Origin of the sequence: Micromonospora sp. NPDC049004 (assembly GCF_040649315.1) — a bacterium.
In the GTDB taxonomy this organism is placed as follows: Bacteria; Actinomycetota; Actinomycetes; order Mycobacteriales; family Micromonosporaceae; genus Micromonospora.
This window is the reverse complement of the sequence record NZ_JBEZFG010000001.1, coordinates 89175-108282: the sequence shown is the minus strand read 5'-3', so window position 1 is coordinate 108282 and position 19108 is coordinate 89175. Positions and strand designations below refer to the sequence as shown.

Genomic DNA, 19108 nt, shown 5'->3' with positions numbered 1-19108 from the left:
GAGAACAGCACATGCGCAAGATTCTGGGCCTGCTGGCCGCCGCCACCCTACTGCTGCCCACCGCCTGCGGGGACGGTGCCGCCAGCGGCGGCGGCGACCCGGACCGCAAGAGCATCCGGATCGCCTACCAGGCATTCCCGAGCGGTGACCTCATCGTCAAGCACCAGGGTCTGCTGGAGAAAGCCCTGCCCGATTACCAGATCACCTGGACCAAGTTCGATTCCGGCGCCAGCATCAACACCGCGTTCGTCGCCGGTAGCGTCGACATCGCGGCAATCGGGTCCAGCCCGGTCGCCCGCGGGCTCTCCGCACCCCTGAACATCCCGTACCAGGTCGCCTTCGTGCTCGACGTCGCGGGCGACAACGAGGCACTTGTCGCCCGCAAGGGCTCCGGGATTGCCGACGTGAGCGGCCTGCGCGGCAAGAAGGTGGCGACGCCGTTCGCCTCCACCGCCCACTACAGTCTGCTGGCCGCGCTGGACCGCGCCGGTGTCAAGGAATCCGACGTCACCATCGTCGACCTGGAACCGCAGGACATCCTGGCCGCCTGGACCCGCGGCGACCTGGACGCCGCCTACTCCTGGCTGCCGTCGCTCGACGAACTCAGGAAGACCGGCACGGTGCTGGTCACCAGTCGCGAACTGGCCACCGCAGGCAAGCCCACCCTGGACCTCGGTGTCGTCGCCACCGCCTTCGTCAAGGCACACCCGGACGCCGTGGACGCCTGGCGTAAAGCTGAGTCCCAGGCACTGAACCTGATCCACAGCGACCCGGCCGCAGCCGCCAAATCGGTGGGCATCGAGCTCAACCTCAGCCCGGAGGAAGCGCAGCGGCAGCTCTCGCAGGGTGTCTTCCTCAAGCCCGCGGACCTGGCCAGCCCTGCATGGCTTGGCACCTCGGCAGCCAAGGGCCAGCTCGCCGACAACCTCGTCAGCGCGGCACAGTTCCTCAAGGACCAGCAGAAGATCGAGGCCGTGCCGGACCTGGCGACCGTCCAGGCCGCCATCTACACCGAAGGGCTACCGGATGTCCTCGGCTGACCCGGGCGGAACGGCCGCGATCGCCGTCGACGACGTCGAGCACGCGTACGGCGACGTCGTCGCCCTCGGTCCGATCGACCTGACCGTACCGACGGGTGAGTTCCTCGTCCTGGTCGGCGCCTCGGGCTGCGGCAAGAGCACCCTGCTGCGGCTGATCGCCGGTTTCGAGCGGCCCACCAGCGGCGCGGTCCGGACCGCTGGTGGGCCCCCGGTCCCCGGGCGCGGCGCCGGCCTGGTCTTTCAGCAGCCCCGCCTGTTTCCGTGGATGACCGTCGGCGGCAACATCGAGGTGGCCCTGCGCTACGCCGGACGGCCCACCGATGGTGTCGATCGGCTCCTCACCCGGGTCGGCCTACCCGATGTGGCCAAGCGCCGTACCTGGCAGATCTCCGGCGGCCAGCAGCAGCGGGTCGCGATCGCCCGCGCCCTCGCCGCGGACCGCCCACTGCTGCTGCTCGACGAACCGTTCGCCGCGCTCGACGCGCTCACCCGGGAGCGCCTCCAGGAGGACCTGCGCGAAGTAAGCACGGCAACCGGCCGGACCTCGGTGTTCGTCACCCACAGCGTCGACGAGGCCGTCTTCCTGGCCAGCCGGGTCGTGGTGCTCAGCCCACGCCCCGGCCGGATCGTCCTGGACCTGCCCATCGAACTGCCGCGCACCGACGCCACGCCGGACGACCTGCGGGGCCTGCCCGAGTACGCCGCGCTGCGCGCCGAGATCGCGCACGCCGTCCGAAACGAAGGAGCATCCACATGACCACCGTGCTCGTGCAGCTCGACCTCGAACCGCTGGGGCCGCACTTCGGCGCCCTGGTGCACGGGATGAACCTGGCCACCGCCAGCGACGACGAGATCGTCGCTCTCCGCGCCGCCCTGGTCGACCGCAAGGTGCTGTTCCTCCGCGACCAGCGCCTCGACGACGACGCTCAGGTGCGCCTGGGCCGCCGGATCGGCGAACTGACCGCCTCGCATCCGGTCGTCCGCGGCGTCGACGAAGCCCACCCGGAGGTGTACGCCCTGGACAGCACCGACAACGGCTTCGCCGACGTGTGGCACACCGACGTCACCTTCATGAAGCGGCCACCACTCGGCTCGATCCTGCGCGCGGTCACCCTCCCGCCGACCGGCGGAGACACGAACTGGGCCGACGCGCAACTGGCGTACGACTCGCTCAGCGAGCCCGTACGACGACTTGTCGATCAGCTCACCGCCGTCCACGACGGCACCCGCGAGTTCGGCTACTACCTGGCCCAACGCGGAGGCAACGCGTGGGAGGGCCAGCCGGTGTCCCGGCTCGACCCGGTCGAGCACCCGGTGGTCCGGGTACATCCCGAGACCGGCCGTAGGGGAATCTTCGTGAACCCCGGTTTCACCTCACGCATCGTCGGAGTCTCCGACGCCGAGAGCCGGGCCATCCTGGACCTGCTCTACGCCCACCTCACCAAGCCGGAGCACATCGTGCGACACCGCTGGCGCCCGGGCGACGTGGCACTCTGGGACAACCGCAGCACGGCCCACTACGCCAACCGCGACTACGGGTCCGAACGGCGGGTCATGCATCGCATCACCCTGCGCGGGGACACTCCGCGCGGACCGCAGGACCAGCCGCATTCCGCCGATAGTTGACGATCCCTCACCGGCGCAGGCGTCGTCAGTTCCCCCACTCCTTGGCGAGCAGCTCGTACGAGCTGACCCGGTCGCTGTGCGCGTGGGTGATCGTGGTGATCAGCCGTTCGTCGGCGGCGGTGACGTTACGCAGGACGCGCAGCCGCTCGACGACGGTGCCGGGCGACCCGACGAACTGGGTGTCCACCCGGTCGGCGACGAGTTCCCGGTCCTCGTCGGTCCACGGCAGCGCGGCGGCCTGCTCCGGGCGCGGGAACGGGATCGCGCCGTCACCGCTGCGGATGCTGCGTACCCAGACCCCGTACGGCGCGGCGAGCCGGCGTGCCGTCTCGTCGGTGTCGGTGTCGGCGACGACGACGTCCGCGGAGACCACCACGTACGGCTGGGCCAGTACCGCCGAGGGCCGGAACGCGGCCCGGTAGGCGGTCACGGCATCGAGCACCGAGGACGGGCTGACGTGGTAGTTGGCAGCGAAGGGCAGGCCCAACGCCCCCGGCGAGGTGGGCGCTCTCCCCGCCGCTGCTGCCCAACAGCCACACCTGCAGATCGGTGGCCTCCCCCGGAACGGCGTGCGCGTCCAGCCCGTCGGCGTCGGTGTAGTCCCCGCGCAGCAGGGCCAGCACGTCGGCCACCTGTTCGGCGAAGGGCGGTGGCTGGGCGCCCGGTTGGTGCAGCAGGGCGCTGCTCAGGGCGAAACGCGGTGAGGCGAGCACCTGGGCGTAGGAGAACGGCGGCGGAATGAGCAGCCCGTCGACCACCCGGGCCTGGACCGGTGGCGGGGTGGGCGCGGCGATCTCCCGGGCGGCTTCGACCCGCCGCTGCCCGGAGCGACCGAGCCCGAGGTCGATGCGGCCGGGGTGCAGCGCGGCGAGGGTGCCGAACTCCTCGACGACCGACAGGGCGGTGCGGTGACCGACCTGGACGGCGCCGGAGCCGACGCGGATGGCGCTGGTGGCCGCGGCGACCTGCCCGATCAGCACGGCCGGCGCGGAGCTGGCCACCCCGGCGGCGAGGTGATGCTCGGCCAGCCAGTAACGGTGGCAGCCGGACTGCTCGGCCCGACGGGCCAGGTCGACGGTGTTGCGCAGGGCGTCCGTGACGGTGCCGCCGGCGGGTACCGGCGAGAGGTCGAGGATGGACAGAGGCGTGGAGGGCATGGTTGTCCCCGTTTCTGGTCAGGCCGTAGCGGCGGCGGTCACCGGCGGATGGAAGGGGCGGCTGGGAATATCCCGGCGCAGCACCGGTGCCACCTCGGACTGGAACAGCTCCAGGCTCTCCCGGTGCTGCTTGTCGGTGAGCCCGTCGTGGTCGGCCTGGAGGTGGATGACCTCGTGGCCGAACTGCTCGTGATAGCGCAGCACCTTGTCGACGAGCTGCTGTGGGCTGCCGACCAGGATCGAGCTGCGGTCGATGGCGTCCTCCAGGGTGCCGAAGACCGGTGGCACGCCGAGCCGCCGGAACGCGGCAACCCGGGCATCGAAGATCGCCCGATACCGTTCGATCGCCTCCTGGGAGGTGCGGGCCACGTAGAAGCCCTCGGTGCCGCACCGACGAGGGCGTGGGCCGGGTCGTGTCCGTAGTGGACCCTTCGTTCCCGGTAGTGGCGGATGAGTTCGGCGTAGGGCTCGATTTGGTTGGCACCAGCGCTGGCTCTGCAGCCGCATCGGTCGACCGGGGGAGCACGCCGACGATTGCCGCGCCTTGACAGCGGCATGACAGTAAGGCATTGGGTGCCAGCCAGCCGTGGCGAGGGCCGTATGGATACTCTCACCGTGCATACGTCCTGGACCCACATTGGGCGGCTCTGGACGAACGGCGAACCGTACCTCGCTGTCGACGCCGCCGCCCGCCGTTTCTGGCGCGGTATGAGCAACGACGAGTACGACCGGATTGTTGGCATGACCCCCGAGGAGACCAGCATCGCCGTTGCCGGCTCTACCGCTCTTCTTGTCGGCGCTGACGGCGTCGTTCGTGACGACAGCTGGATGGAGGTGTTCGAGTCTGCGGAGGGCACCTTGGCGATAGTCCAGGCCTCGGGTCCGGACTATCGCAGAACCCTCGAATCGGCGCTGAACTATCCATCGGCAATCGGAGATGTCGGTGACGCCCTCAACATTCCCAGCGGTGACCTCGCAATCTTCAGCGCCGCCCTCGACGGAACAGGCGAGCACGCAATGGCGCTGTCGCCGCGTCAACCAGGCCCGCCGCCGGCTGAGCATGGACCTCCGTCACGGGAGCCGAACAAGGGACTACTCCTGCGAGCCGACAGCAACGGATACACGCTCAGAGTCAGGTGGTACACCGAAATTGACGACCAGAGCTGCTTCGCCCGGTGGCTACTCCTCCCGGCACACCACCGCCAATCCACATGACGCTCAACCAGATATACGCGCCTCGGTGCGACCGACACCGTCGTCCTGCCTCCGCCAACCGAACAGCGTGGTTGTTCACCGACGTGGCGAGGTCGGGTAGGTAGGCGTCGCGGTTGCCGTCGGCCAACTCCCGGCGCAGGTCGACGGCTTCCTGGCTGGCGGCGAGGGCCTCGGCCCGCCGCCCCACCTCCGCCAACCGAACAGCGTGCAAGGTCAGTAGGGACGCTCGGTCTTTTGGCTCGGTCCCCGCTTGCGTGGCGGTCAGGGCGTGGGCGGTCAATGCGACCGCGATCTGGCCGAACTCGATCGATGGGTACGGCACCCGCCGCGCTGTCCGCTGGACTCAGTCAGGATCGAGTTCAGCCCTGACGAGCAGGGCCGCGGCCCGCGAAGCGAGCATTCCGGGAAACTGGAGGCCGACCTGGAGAACCGCCTCACTCATCACCGGCAGATCCGCGGCCAGCGCCACGTCGATCATCTTCGCAGCGTCGGACTGGTAGCTGAACGCGCGGCTCAAAACCGTCAACGCCTGCACCGCCTGACCGGGAGCCAACCCTTGCAGGATCCTGCTGCGCTCGGCCGGGGTGCTTTCGGACAGGACCGCGACCGCCAGGTTCTCGGCGAGCAGGTCCGGCTGCAGCGTCCCCAACCCACCGCCCGTCCCCGCCGCCGGGTACAGATCGTACAACCAGTCCACGTGACCACCGGCCCGGCCCAGGGCAATACCTTCACCCAGTTACGAGCAGAGCGCTTTCAATCTGCGAATACCGACGCGTACACACGCCCAGACCATCATATCGATGAGTTCAGATGGGCGTGATCAACTGGCATGAGCCGTGCTAGCAACGCCAGCAATTCACCGCGTACGCGGGCGCAGCCCTCGCCCGACCTGTGGACGAGCTGCCGATGTCCAGATTGGTGACGGAAGATGGAATTCACGCATTTCCGTCACGTCACCAATAAGATCTTGAATAGTCTGGGTCAATGCGAATACACCCGACACGCTATCCCACGTTGGGAGGCTTTGGAAAGGTACGACCAGAGTTTAATGCTTTGCTCAGCGCCCGGATCTTCTCCTGATCTGGCCCTTCCTCAAAGGCCCCTTCATTGTCTGCCAGGAAGTCCCCCCATGCGCTACGCTCACGCTCCATCAAGTCATCATTATGCGAAGGGTTTTCAATCATGCTGCGGTACCCCCACAGCGCACTAATTCCAAAGATTCCCTCGTCTCGCTTAACGAATCTCCAGTCAGAAGGAAGTTCGGCATCGGTAAAATCGAACAGTTCAACGTGAGCCCAGATAGGCCGAACACCGTCATTTAAGACAAGGAGCATGCAATGTCCGCCGATACTGTGGGCCGTCACGTCCGAGACACCATCGACGTTGAGCGAAGGCGACAAGAACCACCTCGACCCGGACCCGGAGGGACTTTCCCCCAAATTTTCGCCGTCTCCGAGTCGGGTGTGGGCAAGACCTGCATTCAGCCATACCGAGTCGTTCTTGTAGGAGAACGTCGGCAGATGTTCGGACAGCGCGTCCGTGAGTAGCTCGATCGAACCCTTTCCTGCCGGGACCGCAGGGAGGAAATCCGGGTCGACCTTGGCCAGCTTCGCGAAGCGCTCCACCACGGTGTCCAGCGCTGTGAGGTGATAGAAGTGGTCCTCTATGCTCGCGAGGTCGCTCTTCATCGGCTCCAGGTACCCCGTGCCGTCGCCGAAGTCGTTCGTGTTCTCACTAACACGAAGTAGACCGCTTCGTCCTCGTGGTCACGCGCGTACTCCTGGCCCCATACGTGAATCAGACGTCCTCTGAGACTGGACACCTCCTGACTTGGCATCCTGCCGAGGAGGAGGGAACCGCTGTGGCTCGACAGCGCAAGTAGCGCGACGAGAGGTAGTCGACGAGCTGGCACGCCCTCTGGCCCCGTGAGCGTGGACGGTGTTCTCGCCATCCGCGCCGTGATTGCCGCCGTGTTGCGCTCGAGGGCTTCCCCCGATGTCGCGCACGCTACTGCACTGCTGGCCCTGCTCAGCGATCAGCACCGCAGGTTCGACACCTGCTCGCGCTGCGCCGATGGGTCGGGGGCTCACCACAGCGGCGAGCCCCCGACCTGGAGGCGGTCAGGCCGGGTGCACTGCGATGTTCGTCGCCCGTAGCAGCCCGACGACGCCCTTCACTGCCGCCAGGCCCTCCTGGTGTGCGCCGGCTTTGATCCGGCCGGACCAGTAGCCGTACCGGTCGGCGAGGACGCCGATGCCGGCCGACCCGGCCTGGACGACGCACGAGCCGAGCGGATCGTGCGGCGCCTGCGGGGCCGGGGCCGGGGCGCATCCCACACCGAACCGCTCCTGCTGCACCAGCGGATTCAGCCCGGAAACGTCACCCTGGCACGGGTCCCATTCCAGTTGCTGCTTGCAGCTGTCGTAGTTCGACAACGCCCGTTGGTAGGCGTTGAACAGGTGCAACGAGCCGCTGTTGTAACTGTCCTGGCTGCGCGGTAGGCGGTAGTCCGCCGGCAGCGCCCGGTCGCCGAAGAGCTGGCCGCGCAGCACGTCGTCCCGTTCCAGCGCCGACGACCAGCCCAGGTCCGAGAAGATCTGCAGCATCCGTACCGCGTCGGAGACCTTCTTGCCGGCGTCCCAGAGCTGTTGGGAGCTCGACCAGGTGCCCGCCGGCGGCCGGTCCACGCCGGTGCCGAGCGCCGCCGCCCGGTAGAAGTAGCGCTGCTTGCCGGTCAGCATGGCCTGGGCCTTCGTACGCGCCAGCGCCAGCGCGGCGGCGTTGTCCACCACGACGCCGCTGCTGTCCAGTGCCGGTCGGTACGTCGAGTTCCACTTGCTGTTGATGTAGTAGTCGGGTTCCCGGCAGTACCCGGTCGGCGGATTGGCCCGCTGGTCCCACAGGCAGACGTCGGTCAGGCGCGTCTTCCAGGTCACCGTCCGCACGTCCTGCCAGTCACCCCCGAACCACTTCACCTGCTGCCGGACGACCAGCCGCAGATCCGCGTTGGTCTGCTGGTAGCGCGGGAGGTCGTTCACCACCACGTTGACGAACTCCGCGTCGAGGCAGGAACGCAGCTCCGGCCGGTAGGCCGGCGCCATCGCGTAGTTGGCGAGGTGGTAGACGCTCGGCAGGGCCGAACGGTTGACCCGGCTCGGCATGTCGAGGGTCGCCCCCGTCGGCCCCTCGCAGAACGCGATGTGGGGCACGTCCGCGATCCGGCCGGCGGCCGGGATGTCCTGGTCGACGCTCCCCCACATGTTGTAGTCGCGGTCGCCCTCCGCCCAGCGCACCGCCCGGCCGACCTCGTCGAGGGCGAACTTCCACTGGCCCATCGCCGCTCGGTAGTCGGCGATCAGCCGCTGGAACAAGGCATTGGTGGCACCGTCCGCAGCCGGCGCGCTGAACTGCCGCACCCGACGGTTGACCGCGTCGCCCGCGGCGATCGTGCTCTCCGTCTCGGCTGCGGCGACCTGGGCGGCGTACTGCGGGTTCTGTAGTTGCAGGATCAGGTTCGCCCGAGCGCCGAGCAGCCACGCCGACGGGTTGGCCACCCCGGAGGCCGGCTGGTCGCCGGGGGCGGGGGTGAGCGCGATGCCCCGGGCACCCGCCCACTGGGCGAGGTAGTCGATCGCGCCGGCCGGCAGGTAGAGGCCGACCGTACCCACCGGGTCGGACAACGACGTGCCGGTCGGGACGACGTACGGCGCCTGCCGGGCGCTGTCGGCCGCGAAGGTGCGCGTCGGCGAGTCGGCCTGGTCGAAGTAGGTGGCGAGCGACTCGATCTTCGTGCCGGTGCGTGCCTCACGGTGCACGTACCGGTCGACGCTGGTCTTCAGCGGCTGCTGGGCGATCTGCTCGAAGGCCGCCTGGCTCGCCAGCGCGAGGGTGTCCACGCGCTGGTCGAGGACGATCAGCTGGCCGGCGATCACGGTGAGTTGGGCACGCACCTCGGTGAGGTCCCGGGACAGCGCGGTCAGTTGGGCGCTCAACCCGTCGTACATCGTGCCGAGCATCTTCTCGATCCGGTCGAACCGCCTGTCCATCCCGGCGGCCAGCCGGTTGATCTGGTCACGCAGCGCCGCGATCTGGGCGCCGGTGGTCTCGTCGGCGCCGCCGCCGGAGGTGAACAGCGGGAGCAGGATCATCGCCGCGCCGACCAGGCCACCGACCAGGGTGAAGGTCGACATCGCCAGCGCCGCCGTGGTGATGCCGGCCGCCGAGATCGCCGCGGTGTAAGTGGTGATCGCCGAGATCGCCCCCACCACGGCCTTGGCGATGGTCTCGATCTGCTTGCCGAACTGCTTGTCCACCATCCCGGCGAGCTTGCCGAGGACGGTGACGGCCTGGCCGAGCTTCTCGTTGAGCTTGCGGTCGGCCTCCGCCTTCGCCTTGGCCGCCGCCTCCTCCGCGCTGGTCGGCTTGTTCGGCCCGTCGATCGGGAACCGGTCGGACGCAGCGACCACGTCGGTCACCGCGGTCGCGGTCCGCTCGCGGAGCGCGGCGAGCGCCACGTCGAGCTGCGACTGGATCTCCGCCCGATAGGCGTCCCTGTCGTAGCGCTTCGCGGTGATCGCCGACAGGTTGAGGTTGCCGCTCAGGTCGGGCAGCTGCGCGAGCTCGTCCGCCGGGGTGTCCAGGCGTACGCCGAGCCGGGCGCCGACCGCCGTGTTCCACACCTCGGCGAGGGCCGGATCGGTGGCGGCCCGGGCGTGCAGCGTGCCCCACACCTCGGTGAGCGCGCCCCGGGAAATCATCTCCCACAGGTACTCCTGGGTGCCGCTGCGGATCTGTTCGATCGGCGGCACGATGCCGGCCAGCTCCTCGCCGGTGGTGCTGCGCAGCAGCCCCTTGACCGCCGGGCCGCCGAGCTGGGCCTCGCCGCTGCCCGCGAGCTTTTCCATCGCCGCGCCCAGCAGGTGCAGCTTCCCGGGTGACTCGTCGGACGCCGGGACGGCCTGTCCGACGAGGGTGGTGACGGCGTTCAGGTGGGCGTTGAGCGCCGCAGTGTCGGACGTCGGGTGCGCGCCGCGCCAGTCGCTCAGCTCGGCGGCGAGCACGGCGTCCACCAGGCCGCGGGTGCCGCCGTCACGAACTTGGACGACCGCCGCGAACAGGCTGTGGTGCACGGCCTGCTCGTCGTACGGGACGGGGTCGGCGGCGACCGCCGGCCCCGCCAACGCGACGACCAGGCTCGCGCCGGTCACGGCCGCGAGCCACCGGCGTGGGTGGCTCAGGCCCTTCGTGGTTCTCAATGGATGTCCTTCCTCCGGGTCCCTCTGGTACGGGACGAGGTGCGGCCTCCATGAGGCCGCAGTGGAGTTGGCGTGCCCTTAACGTCGTCTTGGCGGGCTGGTGGGCGCCGGCTGCAGGGGCGGCGGGCGTCCGACCACGACCGGCTCGTGCAGGGACGCCGAAGCCCGGGTGCGGTCCGAACGGTTGGTCAACGAACAGTCGGATACCGGATCTCCACCGCGGCGTCGGCTTACTACGGTGGCAGCGTGACGACGGTCGGTGTGCTCGGTCCCATGTGGGCGATGCGGAACGGCACCCCCATCGAACTCGGGGCACCGCGACAGCGCGCGGTGCTGGCCCGGCTTGTCGCCGGAGGCGGTCATGTGGTTTCGGTCGACCGGCTCATCGAGGACCTCTGGTCGGGAGACCCGCCGCCGCGCGCCCAGGCCGCCCTGCAGGTGTACGTGTCGAACCTGCGCCGGGCGCTGGAGCCGGACCGTCCGCCCCGCCGTCCCGCCCGGATCCTCGTCACCGCGGCCCCGGGGTACGCCCTGCGACTATCGGCGCCCGACGTGGACGCCTGGCGGTTCGAGGCGGCGCTGCGGACGGCGACGCGGGTCACCGAGACGCAGCCGCGGGCGGCGCTCGCCGGGCTGGACGAAGTCCTCGCCAATTGGGGCGCGGCCACGCCGTACGCCGAGTTCGTCGGGGAGCTGTGGGCGGACCGGGAGAGCGAACGGCTGGCCCGGCTACGACTGACCGCCGTCGAGCAGCGCGCAAAGCTGCTGCTCGACTTGGACCGCGCGAACGAGGTGGTCCTCGACCTCGATCTGCACGTTCGGGACCATCCGCTGCGGGAGCAGGCCGCGATGCTGCTCGCGGTCGCGCTGTATCGCCTCGGAAGGCAGGCCGATGCCCTCGACGTGCTGCGATCGGTGCGCGCCGCGCTGCTCGAACAGTTAGGCATCGAACCCGGCCCCGAGCTGCGGAGCCTGGAGACGGATCTGCTTCGGCAGCACCCTCGCCTGGGGTCGCCAGCCTCCCAGGTCGCCCGATCCTCGGCCGTGGTCGGGCCGGCCGACCCGCCGGCTGTCGTACCCGATCGACCGCCCGCGGCGCAGCCAATTCTCGGCCGCGCGACCGAGCTGGCCCGGATGCGCTCGGCGGCCGCCCGCGCCACCGCAGCCGGAATCGGCATCTGCTGGGTCGGTGCCGAAGCGGGTGGGGGGAAGTCGACGCTGGCCCGGCACCTCGCCGGGTCCCTGACCGGCGACGGCTGGACGACGGCGATCGGCACCTGCCCGCAGGTGGATGGCGCACCGCCGGCCTGGGCGTGGCACGAGGTCGTCACCGCCGCGTGCCGACGGCTCCCGCTCGACGAGCCGGAGGCCCGCGGCCTACAGCTACTACTGGGCACCGGCACCGCAACGCCTGCCGGCACCCGCGGGCAGTACGACGAGTTCCACCTACGCGAGGCGCTGGGTGCCTACCTGTCCCGGCTGGCCGGCCACGGCCCGCTGCTCGTCGTGATCGAGGACCTCCACCGGGCCGACGGTGAGACCCTACGCATCCTGCGCCACGTCGCGGCCGCCCTGGCTGAGGCGCCCGTCCTGGTGGTGGCGACCTTCCGCCCCGACGAGGTGACCGACGACTTCGTGGTGGCCCGGGCCGCACTCACCGGCGTACCGGCGGTAGAACTGGACCTCGGCGGCCTCGACGACGCGGCCGTCACCGAACTGCTGAGTCGCCATAGCGTCGACACCACCGACTCCGAACTGCTGCGCACCGTACGGGAACGCTCGGCGGGCAACCCCCTGTTCACGATCGAGCTGGCCAAACTGATCGCGGCCGAAGGCCCCGGGTCAGCGCTCGACGGCATCCCCGCCGCGCTGGGTCACGTGCTGACCCGGCGGCTGGCACGGCTGCCGGCCAGCACCCAGACGGTGCTACGGCACGCCGCCGTCTTGGGCTCGGACGCCGAGGTCGACATCCTGATCGCCGTCGACGGCGGCCCCGAGGAGCCGGTCCTCGACGGCCTGGAGGCCGGCGTGACCGCGGGTCTGCTCGTCGAGCCCGAGCCGGGGCGGATCCGGTTCGCGCATGCCCTGATGCGGGACGCGCTCTACCACAGCGTTCCGCTGCTACGACGCACCCGGATGCACAGCCGAATCCTCACTGTGCTGCGAGAGCAGCGCGTCGACGACGTGGCGCTGCTGGGGAGGCACGCACTCGCCGCCCTCACCCCGGCCACCGCGCAGGACGCCATCGGGTACCTGGCCGCCGCCGCCCGCCGGGCCGGTGACCTCGGCGCGCCTCGGGAAGCTGCCGCGTACTGGACCGGCGCGCTGCGCGCGGCCGACCTCGCGCCAGCGGTACCCGCCCGCGCACGTCTCGACCTGCTCTGCGATCTGGCCACCGCGGGCGCACTCGCCGGTGACGTGCTGAGCGCCCGCGCCGCACGCGCCGAGGCGGTGCGGCTGGCCACCGCGATCGGCGACCCGCAGGCCGTCCACTCCGCACTGACCTGCTTCGACGCCCCGGTGACCTGGACCATCCGGCCCGACCGCGCCGTCGACGAACCGCTGGTCCGGCTGCTGGAGCGGGAGCTGTCCCGCGTGGGCGACGACGGCTTGGCGCTGCGGTCCCGGCTGTTGAGCACTCTCGCCTTCGAGATCGAGGGCGCCGATCTGCAGCGCGCCGACGAGGTCACCCGGGAAGCTCTCGCGCTAGCCCGTCGGCAGGACGATCCGGCGGTGCTCTGCCGTGCGCTCAACGCCCGCTACTTCGTCACCGTCGCCCCGGCGCACCGGGCCGAACTGCCCGACGTCGGGCGGGAGCTGCTGGCGGTCGCCGAGGCCGCGGGGCTTACCGCGTACCAGTGCGAGGCCCACCACATCCTCTACCAGGCCGCCCTCACCGACGCTGACTTCGACCGGGCACGCCACCACGTCGACCGGGCGATCGAAAAGGCCACGACCGGTCAGCTCGGCCTGATCCTCGCCGTCATGGGGTGGTTCACCGGCCTGCGCGCGCTCTTCGCCGGTGATCTCGGTGAGGCGTCGCGCCGGTACGCGGAGATCAGCGATCGGATGAGCCGCATCGGTGGTCCCAACGCGGCGGCGATGGGACTGATGGGCCGGTTCACCGTGCTGAGCACCGTCGGGCGCGGGCACGAGCTGGTCGAGGACATCCGGCAGGTGCATGCACGCGTACCGGACGACACGCACGACGTGCTGGCCCACGCGCTGCTCTCCTCAGGCGACCGGGAGGCGGCCCGGGCCGTCTGGCGGCCACAGACCCCGATCCGCCCCGACTACCTGTGGCTGTACTGGATGACGCTGCGCGGGCAGGTCGCCGCGCGGCTCGGCGACCGCCCGGTTGCGCAGCGCTGCTACCGCGAGCTGCTGCCGTGGGCGGGGCGGTTTGCCGGCCTGGAGTGCGGATCGATCTCGCTCGGCCCGGTGGACCAAACCCTCGCCGAGCTCGCCGCCGCGCTGGGCGACCCGGCCGTCGTCGCGCACCGCGACGCCGGGCTCCGGCTGGCCCGGAGGGTCGGCGCCGTGCCGTGGAGCGACGAGTCGGCGTACGTGCCTGCGACGGTGCGTTGACCCCGTCACCGCCGCTCGGCCGGTGTCACCCGCCGAAGACCGTCGCCTCCCGGCGGCGGAAACCCGGTCGCAGCGCCACGAGCATCAGGCGCAGCACCGGTCCGGCGATCTTTCTCAGCTCCTCCAGCTCCTCCGGGAGGGCGTACCGCTCGATCCTGGGCAGTTCGAAGCGCAGCGCACCGCCTTTGCGGACCGCTCGCTCCACGATGTTCCAGTCGGCCACGCTGACGTAGCGCCGGATTACCGGGAAGATCAACCGCTCCTCCTCCTCGATGTGCTCGTCGAGGACATCGCGCAGCTGAGCCAGGGCCCCGGCGAGACGCCCCGCGACGGTGCGTGCCCGGCCCACTTCTGACGAGCCCGAGGCGAACGCGGCCACCAGCTCGTCCGCCGCCACCCGTACCTCGTCCAGGACCGGTTCGAGTGCGGCGTGGTCGTCACTGAGCTCCCGCAGGTCGATCTCCGCACCCGCCGAACGCTGCAGCACCGGCCAGAGGACCTCGTCCTCCATCTTGTGGTGGTGATGGATGCCGTCACAGAGCAGCCGCAGATACGTCCGCAGGGCCGTCGCCCGGCGACGGTCGTACGCGAGCTGCCCAGCAGCCACGCGGTCGAGCAACTCGGCCAGCCGGCGAGTGTCGGATCGCATGGTGCGGTGGTTGATCCGGAAGCCGATGAGGTTCGGCTCGAGGTGGGGGGTTGTGGTGGCCATGGTTTCCTCCGGCCGCCCCACTGGCGGCCTGTTCGGGATGGGGCCGGCCATTGGCGGGCCGCCCCGGTGCCGGCTACGGACGGCCGACTCGCTCTCGTGCTTCTCCACTCTCGGGCACGGCGCCTGGCGAGCACTTGGTGCCGACTTGGCGGGCGCGCGCCTGGCGGAATGGGCCCCGGCAGTCGGGTCCGAGACTTGATCAAGGGCACTGGCGGGCGAGGAGATCTTCCACCTGGCCACACTGTGACGGCCCAGTCCGAAACCTGCCCAATATCGGTCTGGAGACCAACCTTGCCGAACTGCGACGCAGCATCGACGCGCAACTGGCCGCCGACGCCGAACTGGAACGCTGGAACGGTTTACCGGTCATCGTCACGCTACGACCCCCAGTGGGCCGCCGCCGGCTCGAAGGTCCACTATCCGACCCTTCCCGGTCGACCTGTCGGACCGCCCCCACCAGCCCGCCAGGCCGGCGTTAAGGGTCCGTCAACTCCGGCCCGGCCTCATGAATGTCGCAACTCGTCCCGCAGCCGCAGCGCGCCCGAGAAAGGACCATCTATGAAAAGCAGGCACGACGGGCCGCTGTCGTGAGCGTTTTCGGTGACTCCGTTGTCCCGGCGGGCCTGACAGTTGGGGTGCTCGGGCCGACAGTCGTGCGGCACTACGGCCGGGCCGTCGCCGTCGGCGGCCCGGCGCCGCGTACGGTGTTGTGCCGATTGGTCATCGCCAACGGCCGGTTCGTGTCGATCGATGCACTGGTCGATTGTCTGTGGCCGCACGACCCGCCACCGAGTGCCCGGATCACCGCGCAGGGCTACTTGTCCGTGCTGCGTCGGACGCTTGAGCCCGACCGGGCGCCACGTCAGCCCGGGCGGGTGCTCGTTCGGGATGGCGCCGGGTACGCGTTGCGGTTGGGGTCACGCACGCTCGACGTCGATCAATTCAGCAGGGCGGCGGCCCAGGGCCGGGACCTGCTGACCACCGGTGCGGCGCGATCCGCGCTGGTCCGGTTCGACGTGGCGCTCGCACTCTGGCGGGGATGGGCGTACGCCGACTGCGCGGACCACGAGTTCGTAGTCGCGGAGTCGCATCGGCTCCAGGAGCTGCGGACCGGTGCGCTGGAACACCGCCTGGCCGCCCTGGTCGAGTTGGGCGCCAACGATACGGCCATTGCGCAGCTCCGGGCGTTCCTCATCGAACACCCGCTGCGGGAGCGGGGTTGGGCGCTGTTAGCGCAGGCGTTGTACCGGGCGGGCCGTCGAGGGGACGCGCTGACGATGCTGCGCGAGGTGCGGAACCGACTGATAGACGAACTCGGTGTCGAGCCCGGACCGGAGCTCGCCGAGCTGCACCGCGACATCTTGGACCAGACGCTCGCTCCGCGGCCAGCAGCGAAGATCAACGGTCAAGGTGCTGGCGCGAACGCGCAGCGGACGCCTCCTCAGGCAGTTGGACGCCGGTGAGCTCACCGCAGCGCGTGAGCAGATCGTCCAGCAGTCCCGGGTCCATGCTGGAGAGGGACGGCCGCCAGTCGCGTTGACTGAAATAGTGTCCACTGACCAGGACGTCGGCTTCGGTGCCTACGGCAAGGCGCACCTGGCCCCGCGCGGCCTCGTCGGGGCTCGTCGGCGCAGCGTCGCCGCCCATCTTGGTGCGCACCCAGCCGGGGTCGACCGCGTTGCTCAAGGTTCCGGGCCATCGACGGGCGACGGCGAACGCGAGCATCAGGTTCAGCAGCTTCGAACTGGAGTACACCTCGACCCCATTCCACGGGCGGGTGTCGTACTGCAGGTCGGCGAGGTCAACCACACCGTCCGTGGCCATCGCCGACGACACGAACACGAGACGCTCCGGCTGGGGAAGCAACGCCGTCAGCAGGTACGGCGCGAGAACGTTGACCTGAAAGGTGGACTCCAGCCCATCCCCGGTCAGCTCCCGCTCCAAGGCGTCCAGCCGGGCGATCCCAGCGTTGTGCACGATGGTGTCGAAGCGTCCGTGCGCGGCCAGTGACCTGGCGAGCACGACGGTTTCCTCGATCGAGCGCAGATCGCCGACCGCAATCCCAGCCGCCGCCGGGAGCGCCGTCTTGGCGACCGCCGCCCGCTCCTCGTTGCGGGCGTGCAGGACCACCTGATGCCCCCCGGCGACGAGTTGGGCCGCGGTTCGCAGGCCAATGCCGTCCACCGAGCCGGTGAAAAGAATGTTGCGCATGCCGTTCCTTCCGTCGTTTTCGGCTTGACCCCGGCACGACGGTTGGGAATCGGTTGGAAGCCCACCGCAGGTCAGAGGGTTCGGTGCGGTTAGGCGCTGTTCATGCGGTTCAGTGCATCCGTCTGCTCCCCACCCTGCTCCCCAAATATCGGCACGACACCGCCGGCAGCCGTCAGCGAGCAGGATCAACTTGATCAGCGCCTGAGGCCCTGGGCCGGGCCGGCCTCGTGCTTCGAGGTGCCATCGCGACGCCGCGCAGGCTGAGGTGAGCGCGTGGCCTCGTCTCGGGCGGCGTCCTGGGTCGGCAGCGCAGCTTGGAGGACCTCTCCTTGATCTCACCGGCCACGCCCCTATCGGTTGATGCGCGGGACGCGAACCGTTTGTCCGGCACGGCAATGGGTACCCGCCGGTCCAGCCGACAGGACGATTGGCAGAGGTAGGGCGTGACCATGGCTGGAGACGAGCAGTACGAGCGGGGTATTGAGGCGCTGCAATAGGCCGACGGCGGCGCCGCGCAGAGACTCCTGAAAGCCCTCGCCGACGTCTCACCCGAGCTCAGCCGTCGCTCTGTCGCCTGGTCCTACGGCGATCTCTACGTCCGGCCCCAGCTCGCGCGCCGGGACCGGGAGCTGCTCACCCTCGGCATTCTGACCGGCCTCGGTGATGCCGGGGCCCAGCTAGAAGTACACGTCAACGGGGCACTCAACGCGGGCCTGACGCCGTCGGAGATAGTCGAGGCGCTGCTGCAGGCGGTGGTCTACTGCGGCGTGCCGCGGGCCGTCAACGCCACGCTCGTCGCCAAGAAGGTCTTCGCAGAGCGCAACCTGCGCCCTGTCCCGGCAAACCCCACCCCGGCCGACTGACCTCGCCGTCGTCGCTCACGCGTTGCCGACACAGCTGATAGCGCCGAGCATCGCGGGGCTCGGGCGACAGCGGTATCAGGCAATTGGACATCAGCCGGCTCTACCGCCTTTGCCGAGCCAGCGCTGACGCCTTCGGAGCCGCCGAAGATGTCTCCAGCCTGAAGTACCAGCTCAGGAGGTTGCGCATGGGATCGGTGTCTCGAATGACGGAACCGCGGCGGACTCCAGCAAGCTACCCGCAACGCTCCACATCGGTCTGCAGCACATCTACAGACGTGACCTTATGCGAACCGAGACGCCGGCTGGCGCCAGCCATCACGGGAGCAGCAACCTGACCACTTCGACCCCTACTGGGAGGTCAAACCGCACCACTCCACCGCATCACCACAGGTCAAAGCCCTCGTGTCTCCGTCCGGCGTCGGTGAGCACTTCGGGCGCGCAGACCACTTCGCCAACCTGCACCCAATCTGCTCTCAACTGCAAGGCCAGGCCAACCAACGACTCCTTACCACCCTGACCTGCACACACTTCCCTGGCAGGCAACATAGAACATCATCGAACACGAGGCAGAACCGCGGAGCACTCCGCGGGAACGAAGGGCTCTCGGAACAGCGCTGCGCCACCTCACCGACCGCCCGGGCAGCTGGAGCTCCTCGGCCGGCGCCATCCCACCTACGCCGCCGAGGACGACGACGGCAATCGCATCGATCACCCCGTCATAGTCGGTGAGCAGCAGATCTCGAACATGACCCATCGCCCGTCTGAGCCTTCTTAACCCAACTGCGTCACGGCAACGCAGGCAGCAATCCGCCAGAGTCAACAAACGGCCAGAGGGATCCTGACACCCTGACGAGCCGCAAGTAGGTGAAACGCCACGCCCATAACAGCGATACGTAGAGCAGCAGGCGAGCGTGCCGGTTGAGCGAAAGGCTCAGCCGGCACTCTCCTTTTCAGTCTTCGGCAAGCTCCGCAGAACATCAGCAGTCCCAACCATCCAGGTCAGCCACTGTGGTGGCTAACCGAGCAAAGACCGAATGCACTCCGAGTAACTCATGCGCCGCCGGCCTTCGAGTCGGCCGGCCCGCCCGCGTGTGGACGAGCAGACCGGCAAGCACGCCGATCGCCGGATCCTCCGGCTCGGCAGCGCTGGCAGACATACGAAACCCCGCTCGCCAGCACCGCTACCAGGACGAACACCGGCACCGCACCCCTCACCGAAAGGCTCCAAAGTGGAAACGCTTCAAAATCTCCGAATCTGCATCGATTTCGAACAGGGCAAGCAAATACACCCTGCAACCTGCTCAAGAATCAACGGGAGGCTTGACACCGTACGAACGGCACGGGTGGATAAGCCTCCACAGTCAGGAAATCCCTCGACCGTGCATGGCAGCGACAGTGCCGTTGATTTCCGAATTCGGACAGGCTTGAATCCTGAAAGGAC

15 protein-coding genes are annotated in these 19108 nt (G+C 69.4%); 7 read left to right on the top strand and 8 right to left on the bottom strand.

All coding sequences use genetic code 11. The annotated features are described in order from the left end of the window. The first annotated feature begins 11 nt into the window (after positions 1–11). The 3 genes from AB0B97_RS00430 to AB0B97_RS00420 are packed head-to-tail and all read left to right on the top strand — an operon-like array spanning position 12 to position 2666. On the top strand, positions 12–1040 hold the full coding sequence (locus AB0B97_RS00430) for an ABC transporter substrate-binding protein (protein WP_357489351.1): 1029 nt from the start codon (positions 12–14) through the stop codon (positions 1038–1040). Beyond that, complete coding sequence (locus tag AB0B97_RS00425) at positions 1027–1797, top strand: ABC transporter ATP-binding protein (RefSeq protein ID WP_357489349.1); 771 nt, start codon at positions 1027–1029, stop codon at positions 1795–1797. Before AB0B97_RS00430 ends, AB0B97_RS00425 begins: the two co-directional genes overlap by 14 nt. Then, complete coding sequence (locus AB0B97_RS00420) at positions 1794–2666, top strand: TauD/TfdA family dioxygenase (protein WP_357489347.1); 873 nt, start codon at positions 1794–1796, stop codon at positions 2664–2666. The genes AB0B97_RS00425 and AB0B97_RS00420 overlap by 4 nt, the downstream gene beginning before the upstream one ends. 25 nt (positions 2667–2691) lie before the next feature. On the opposite strand, the gene AB0B97_RS00415 is transcribed toward AB0B97_RS00420, so the two are convergent. From AB0B97_RS00415 to AB0B97_RS00405, 3 genes are read right to left on the bottom strand one after another with little or no spacing between them, the layout of a single operon-like run. Next, positions 2692–3039 (bottom strand): hypothetical protein, encoded by a 348-nt coding sequence (locus AB0B97_RS00415; protein ID WP_357489345.1) that lies wholly within the window; start codon positions 3037–3039, stop codon positions 2692–2694. Continuing rightward, the gene (locus tag AB0B97_RS00410) at positions 2936–3823 is read right to left on the bottom strand and encodes an LLM class flavin-dependent oxidoreductase (protein ID WP_357489343.1); all 888 of its coding nucleotides are present in this window, start codon (positions 3821–3823) and stop codon (positions 2936–2938) included. The genes AB0B97_RS00415 and AB0B97_RS00410 overlap by 104 nt, the downstream gene beginning before the upstream one ends. 18 nt (positions 3824–3841) lie before the next feature. Continuing rightward, positions 3842–4192, bottom strand: a complete 351-nt coding sequence (locus AB0B97_RS00405) for a hypothetical protein (RefSeq protein WP_357489342.1) — start codon at positions 4190–4192, stop codon at positions 3842–3844. A 231-nt stretch (positions 4193–4423) separates the two neighbouring features. Here AB0B97_RS00405 and AB0B97_RS00400 point away from each other — a divergent pair, with 231 nt between their 5' ends. Continuing rightward, the gene (locus AB0B97_RS00400; protein WP_357489341.1) at positions 4424–5038 is read left to right on the top strand and encodes a hypothetical protein; all 615 of its coding nucleotides are present in this window, start codon (positions 4424–4426) and stop codon (positions 5036–5038) included. A gap of 343 nt (positions 5039–5381) precedes the next feature. Here AB0B97_RS00400 and AB0B97_RS00395 read toward each other — a convergent pair whose 3' ends face one another. The 3 genes from AB0B97_RS00395 to AB0B97_RS00385 all read right to left on the bottom strand — a co-directional run bounded on the left by AB0B97_RS00395 (position 5382) and on the right by AB0B97_RS00385 (position 10293). Then, a complete protein-coding gene (locus AB0B97_RS00395) occupies positions 5382–5735 on the bottom strand; it encodes a hypothetical protein (protein ID WP_357489340.1) in 354 nt (117 codons plus the stop codon). A 307-nt stretch (positions 5736–6042) separates the two neighbouring features. Further along, complete coding sequence (locus AB0B97_RS00390; RefSeq protein ID WP_357489339.1) at positions 6043–6726, bottom strand: hypothetical protein; 684 nt, start codon at positions 6724–6726, stop codon at positions 6043–6045. 432 nt (positions 6727–7158) lie between these two features. Further along, complete coding sequence (locus tag AB0B97_RS00385) at positions 7159–10293, bottom strand: hypothetical protein (protein ID WP_357489338.1); 3135 nt, start codon at positions 10291–10293, stop codon at positions 7159–7161. 246 nt (positions 10294–10539) lie between these two features. Here AB0B97_RS00385 and AB0B97_RS00380 point away from each other — a divergent pair, with 246 nt between their 5' ends. Next, positions 10540–13881 (top strand): BTAD domain-containing putative transcriptional regulator, encoded by a 3342-nt coding sequence (locus AB0B97_RS00380; protein WP_357489337.1) that lies wholly within the window; start codon positions 10540–10542, stop codon positions 13879–13881. A gap of 25 nt (positions 13882–13906) precedes the next feature. Here AB0B97_RS00380 and AB0B97_RS00375 read toward each other — a convergent pair whose 3' ends face one another. Then, positions 13907–14593, bottom strand: coding sequence for a hemerythrin domain-containing protein (locus tag AB0B97_RS00375; RefSeq protein ID WP_357489336.1), 687 nt, complete (start codon positions 14591–14593; stop codon positions 13907–13909). A gap of 587 nt (positions 14594–15180) precedes the next feature. On the opposite strand from AB0B97_RS00375, the gene AB0B97_RS00370 reads away from it, so the two are divergent. After that, a complete protein-coding gene (locus tag AB0B97_RS00370) occupies positions 15181–16056 on the top strand; it encodes an AfsR/SARP family transcriptional regulator (RefSeq protein ID WP_357489335.1) in 876 nt (291 codons plus the stop codon). Here the strand turns inward: AB0B97_RS00370 and AB0B97_RS00365 are convergent. After that, a complete protein-coding gene (locus AB0B97_RS00365; RefSeq protein ID WP_357489334.1) occupies positions 15992–16804 on the bottom strand; it encodes an SDR family NAD(P)-dependent oxidoreductase in 813 nt (270 codons plus the stop codon). The genes AB0B97_RS00370 and AB0B97_RS00365 overlap by 65 nt on opposite strands. A gap of 524 nt (positions 16805–17328) precedes the next feature. Here AB0B97_RS00365 and AB0B97_RS00360 point away from each other — a divergent pair. Further along, a complete protein-coding gene (locus AB0B97_RS00360; RefSeq protein WP_357490573.1) occupies positions 17329–17667 on the top strand; it encodes a carboxymuconolactone decarboxylase family protein in 339 nt (112 codons plus the stop codon). Positions 17668–19108: the final 1441 nt, after the last annotated feature.

Coding starts and splice junctions, on each gene's coding strand:
- AB0B97_RS00420 (WP_357489347.1), top strand. CDS start 1,794: ATGACCACCGTGCTCGTGCAGCTCGACCTCGAACCGCTGGGGCCGCAC.
- AB0B97_RS00425 (WP_357489349.1), top strand. CDS start 1,027: ATGTCCTCGGCTGACCCGGGCGGAACGGCCGCGATCGCCGTCGACGAC.
- AB0B97_RS00400 (WP_357489341.1), top strand. CDS start 4,424: ATGGATACTCTCACCGTGCATACGTCCTGGACCCACATTGGGCGGCTC.
- AB0B97_RS00390 (WP_357489339.1), bottom strand. CDS start 6,726: ATGAAGAGCGACCTCGCGAGCATAGAGGACCACTTCTATCACCTCACA.
- AB0B97_RS00430 (WP_357489351.1), top strand. CDS start 12: ATGCGCAAGATTCTGGGCCTGCTGGCCGCCGCCACCCTACTGCTGCCC.
- AB0B97_RS00375 (WP_357489336.1), bottom strand. CDS start 14,593: ATGGCCACCACAACCCCCCACCTCGAGCCGAACCTCATCGGCTTCCGG.
- AB0B97_RS00365 (WP_357489334.1), bottom strand. CDS start 16,804: ATGCGCAACATTCTTTTCACCGGCTCGGTGGACGGCATTGGCCTGCGA.
- AB0B97_RS00410 (WP_357489343.1), bottom strand. CDS start 3,823: ATGCCCTCCACGCCTCTGTCCATCCTCGACCTCTCGCCGGTACCCGCC.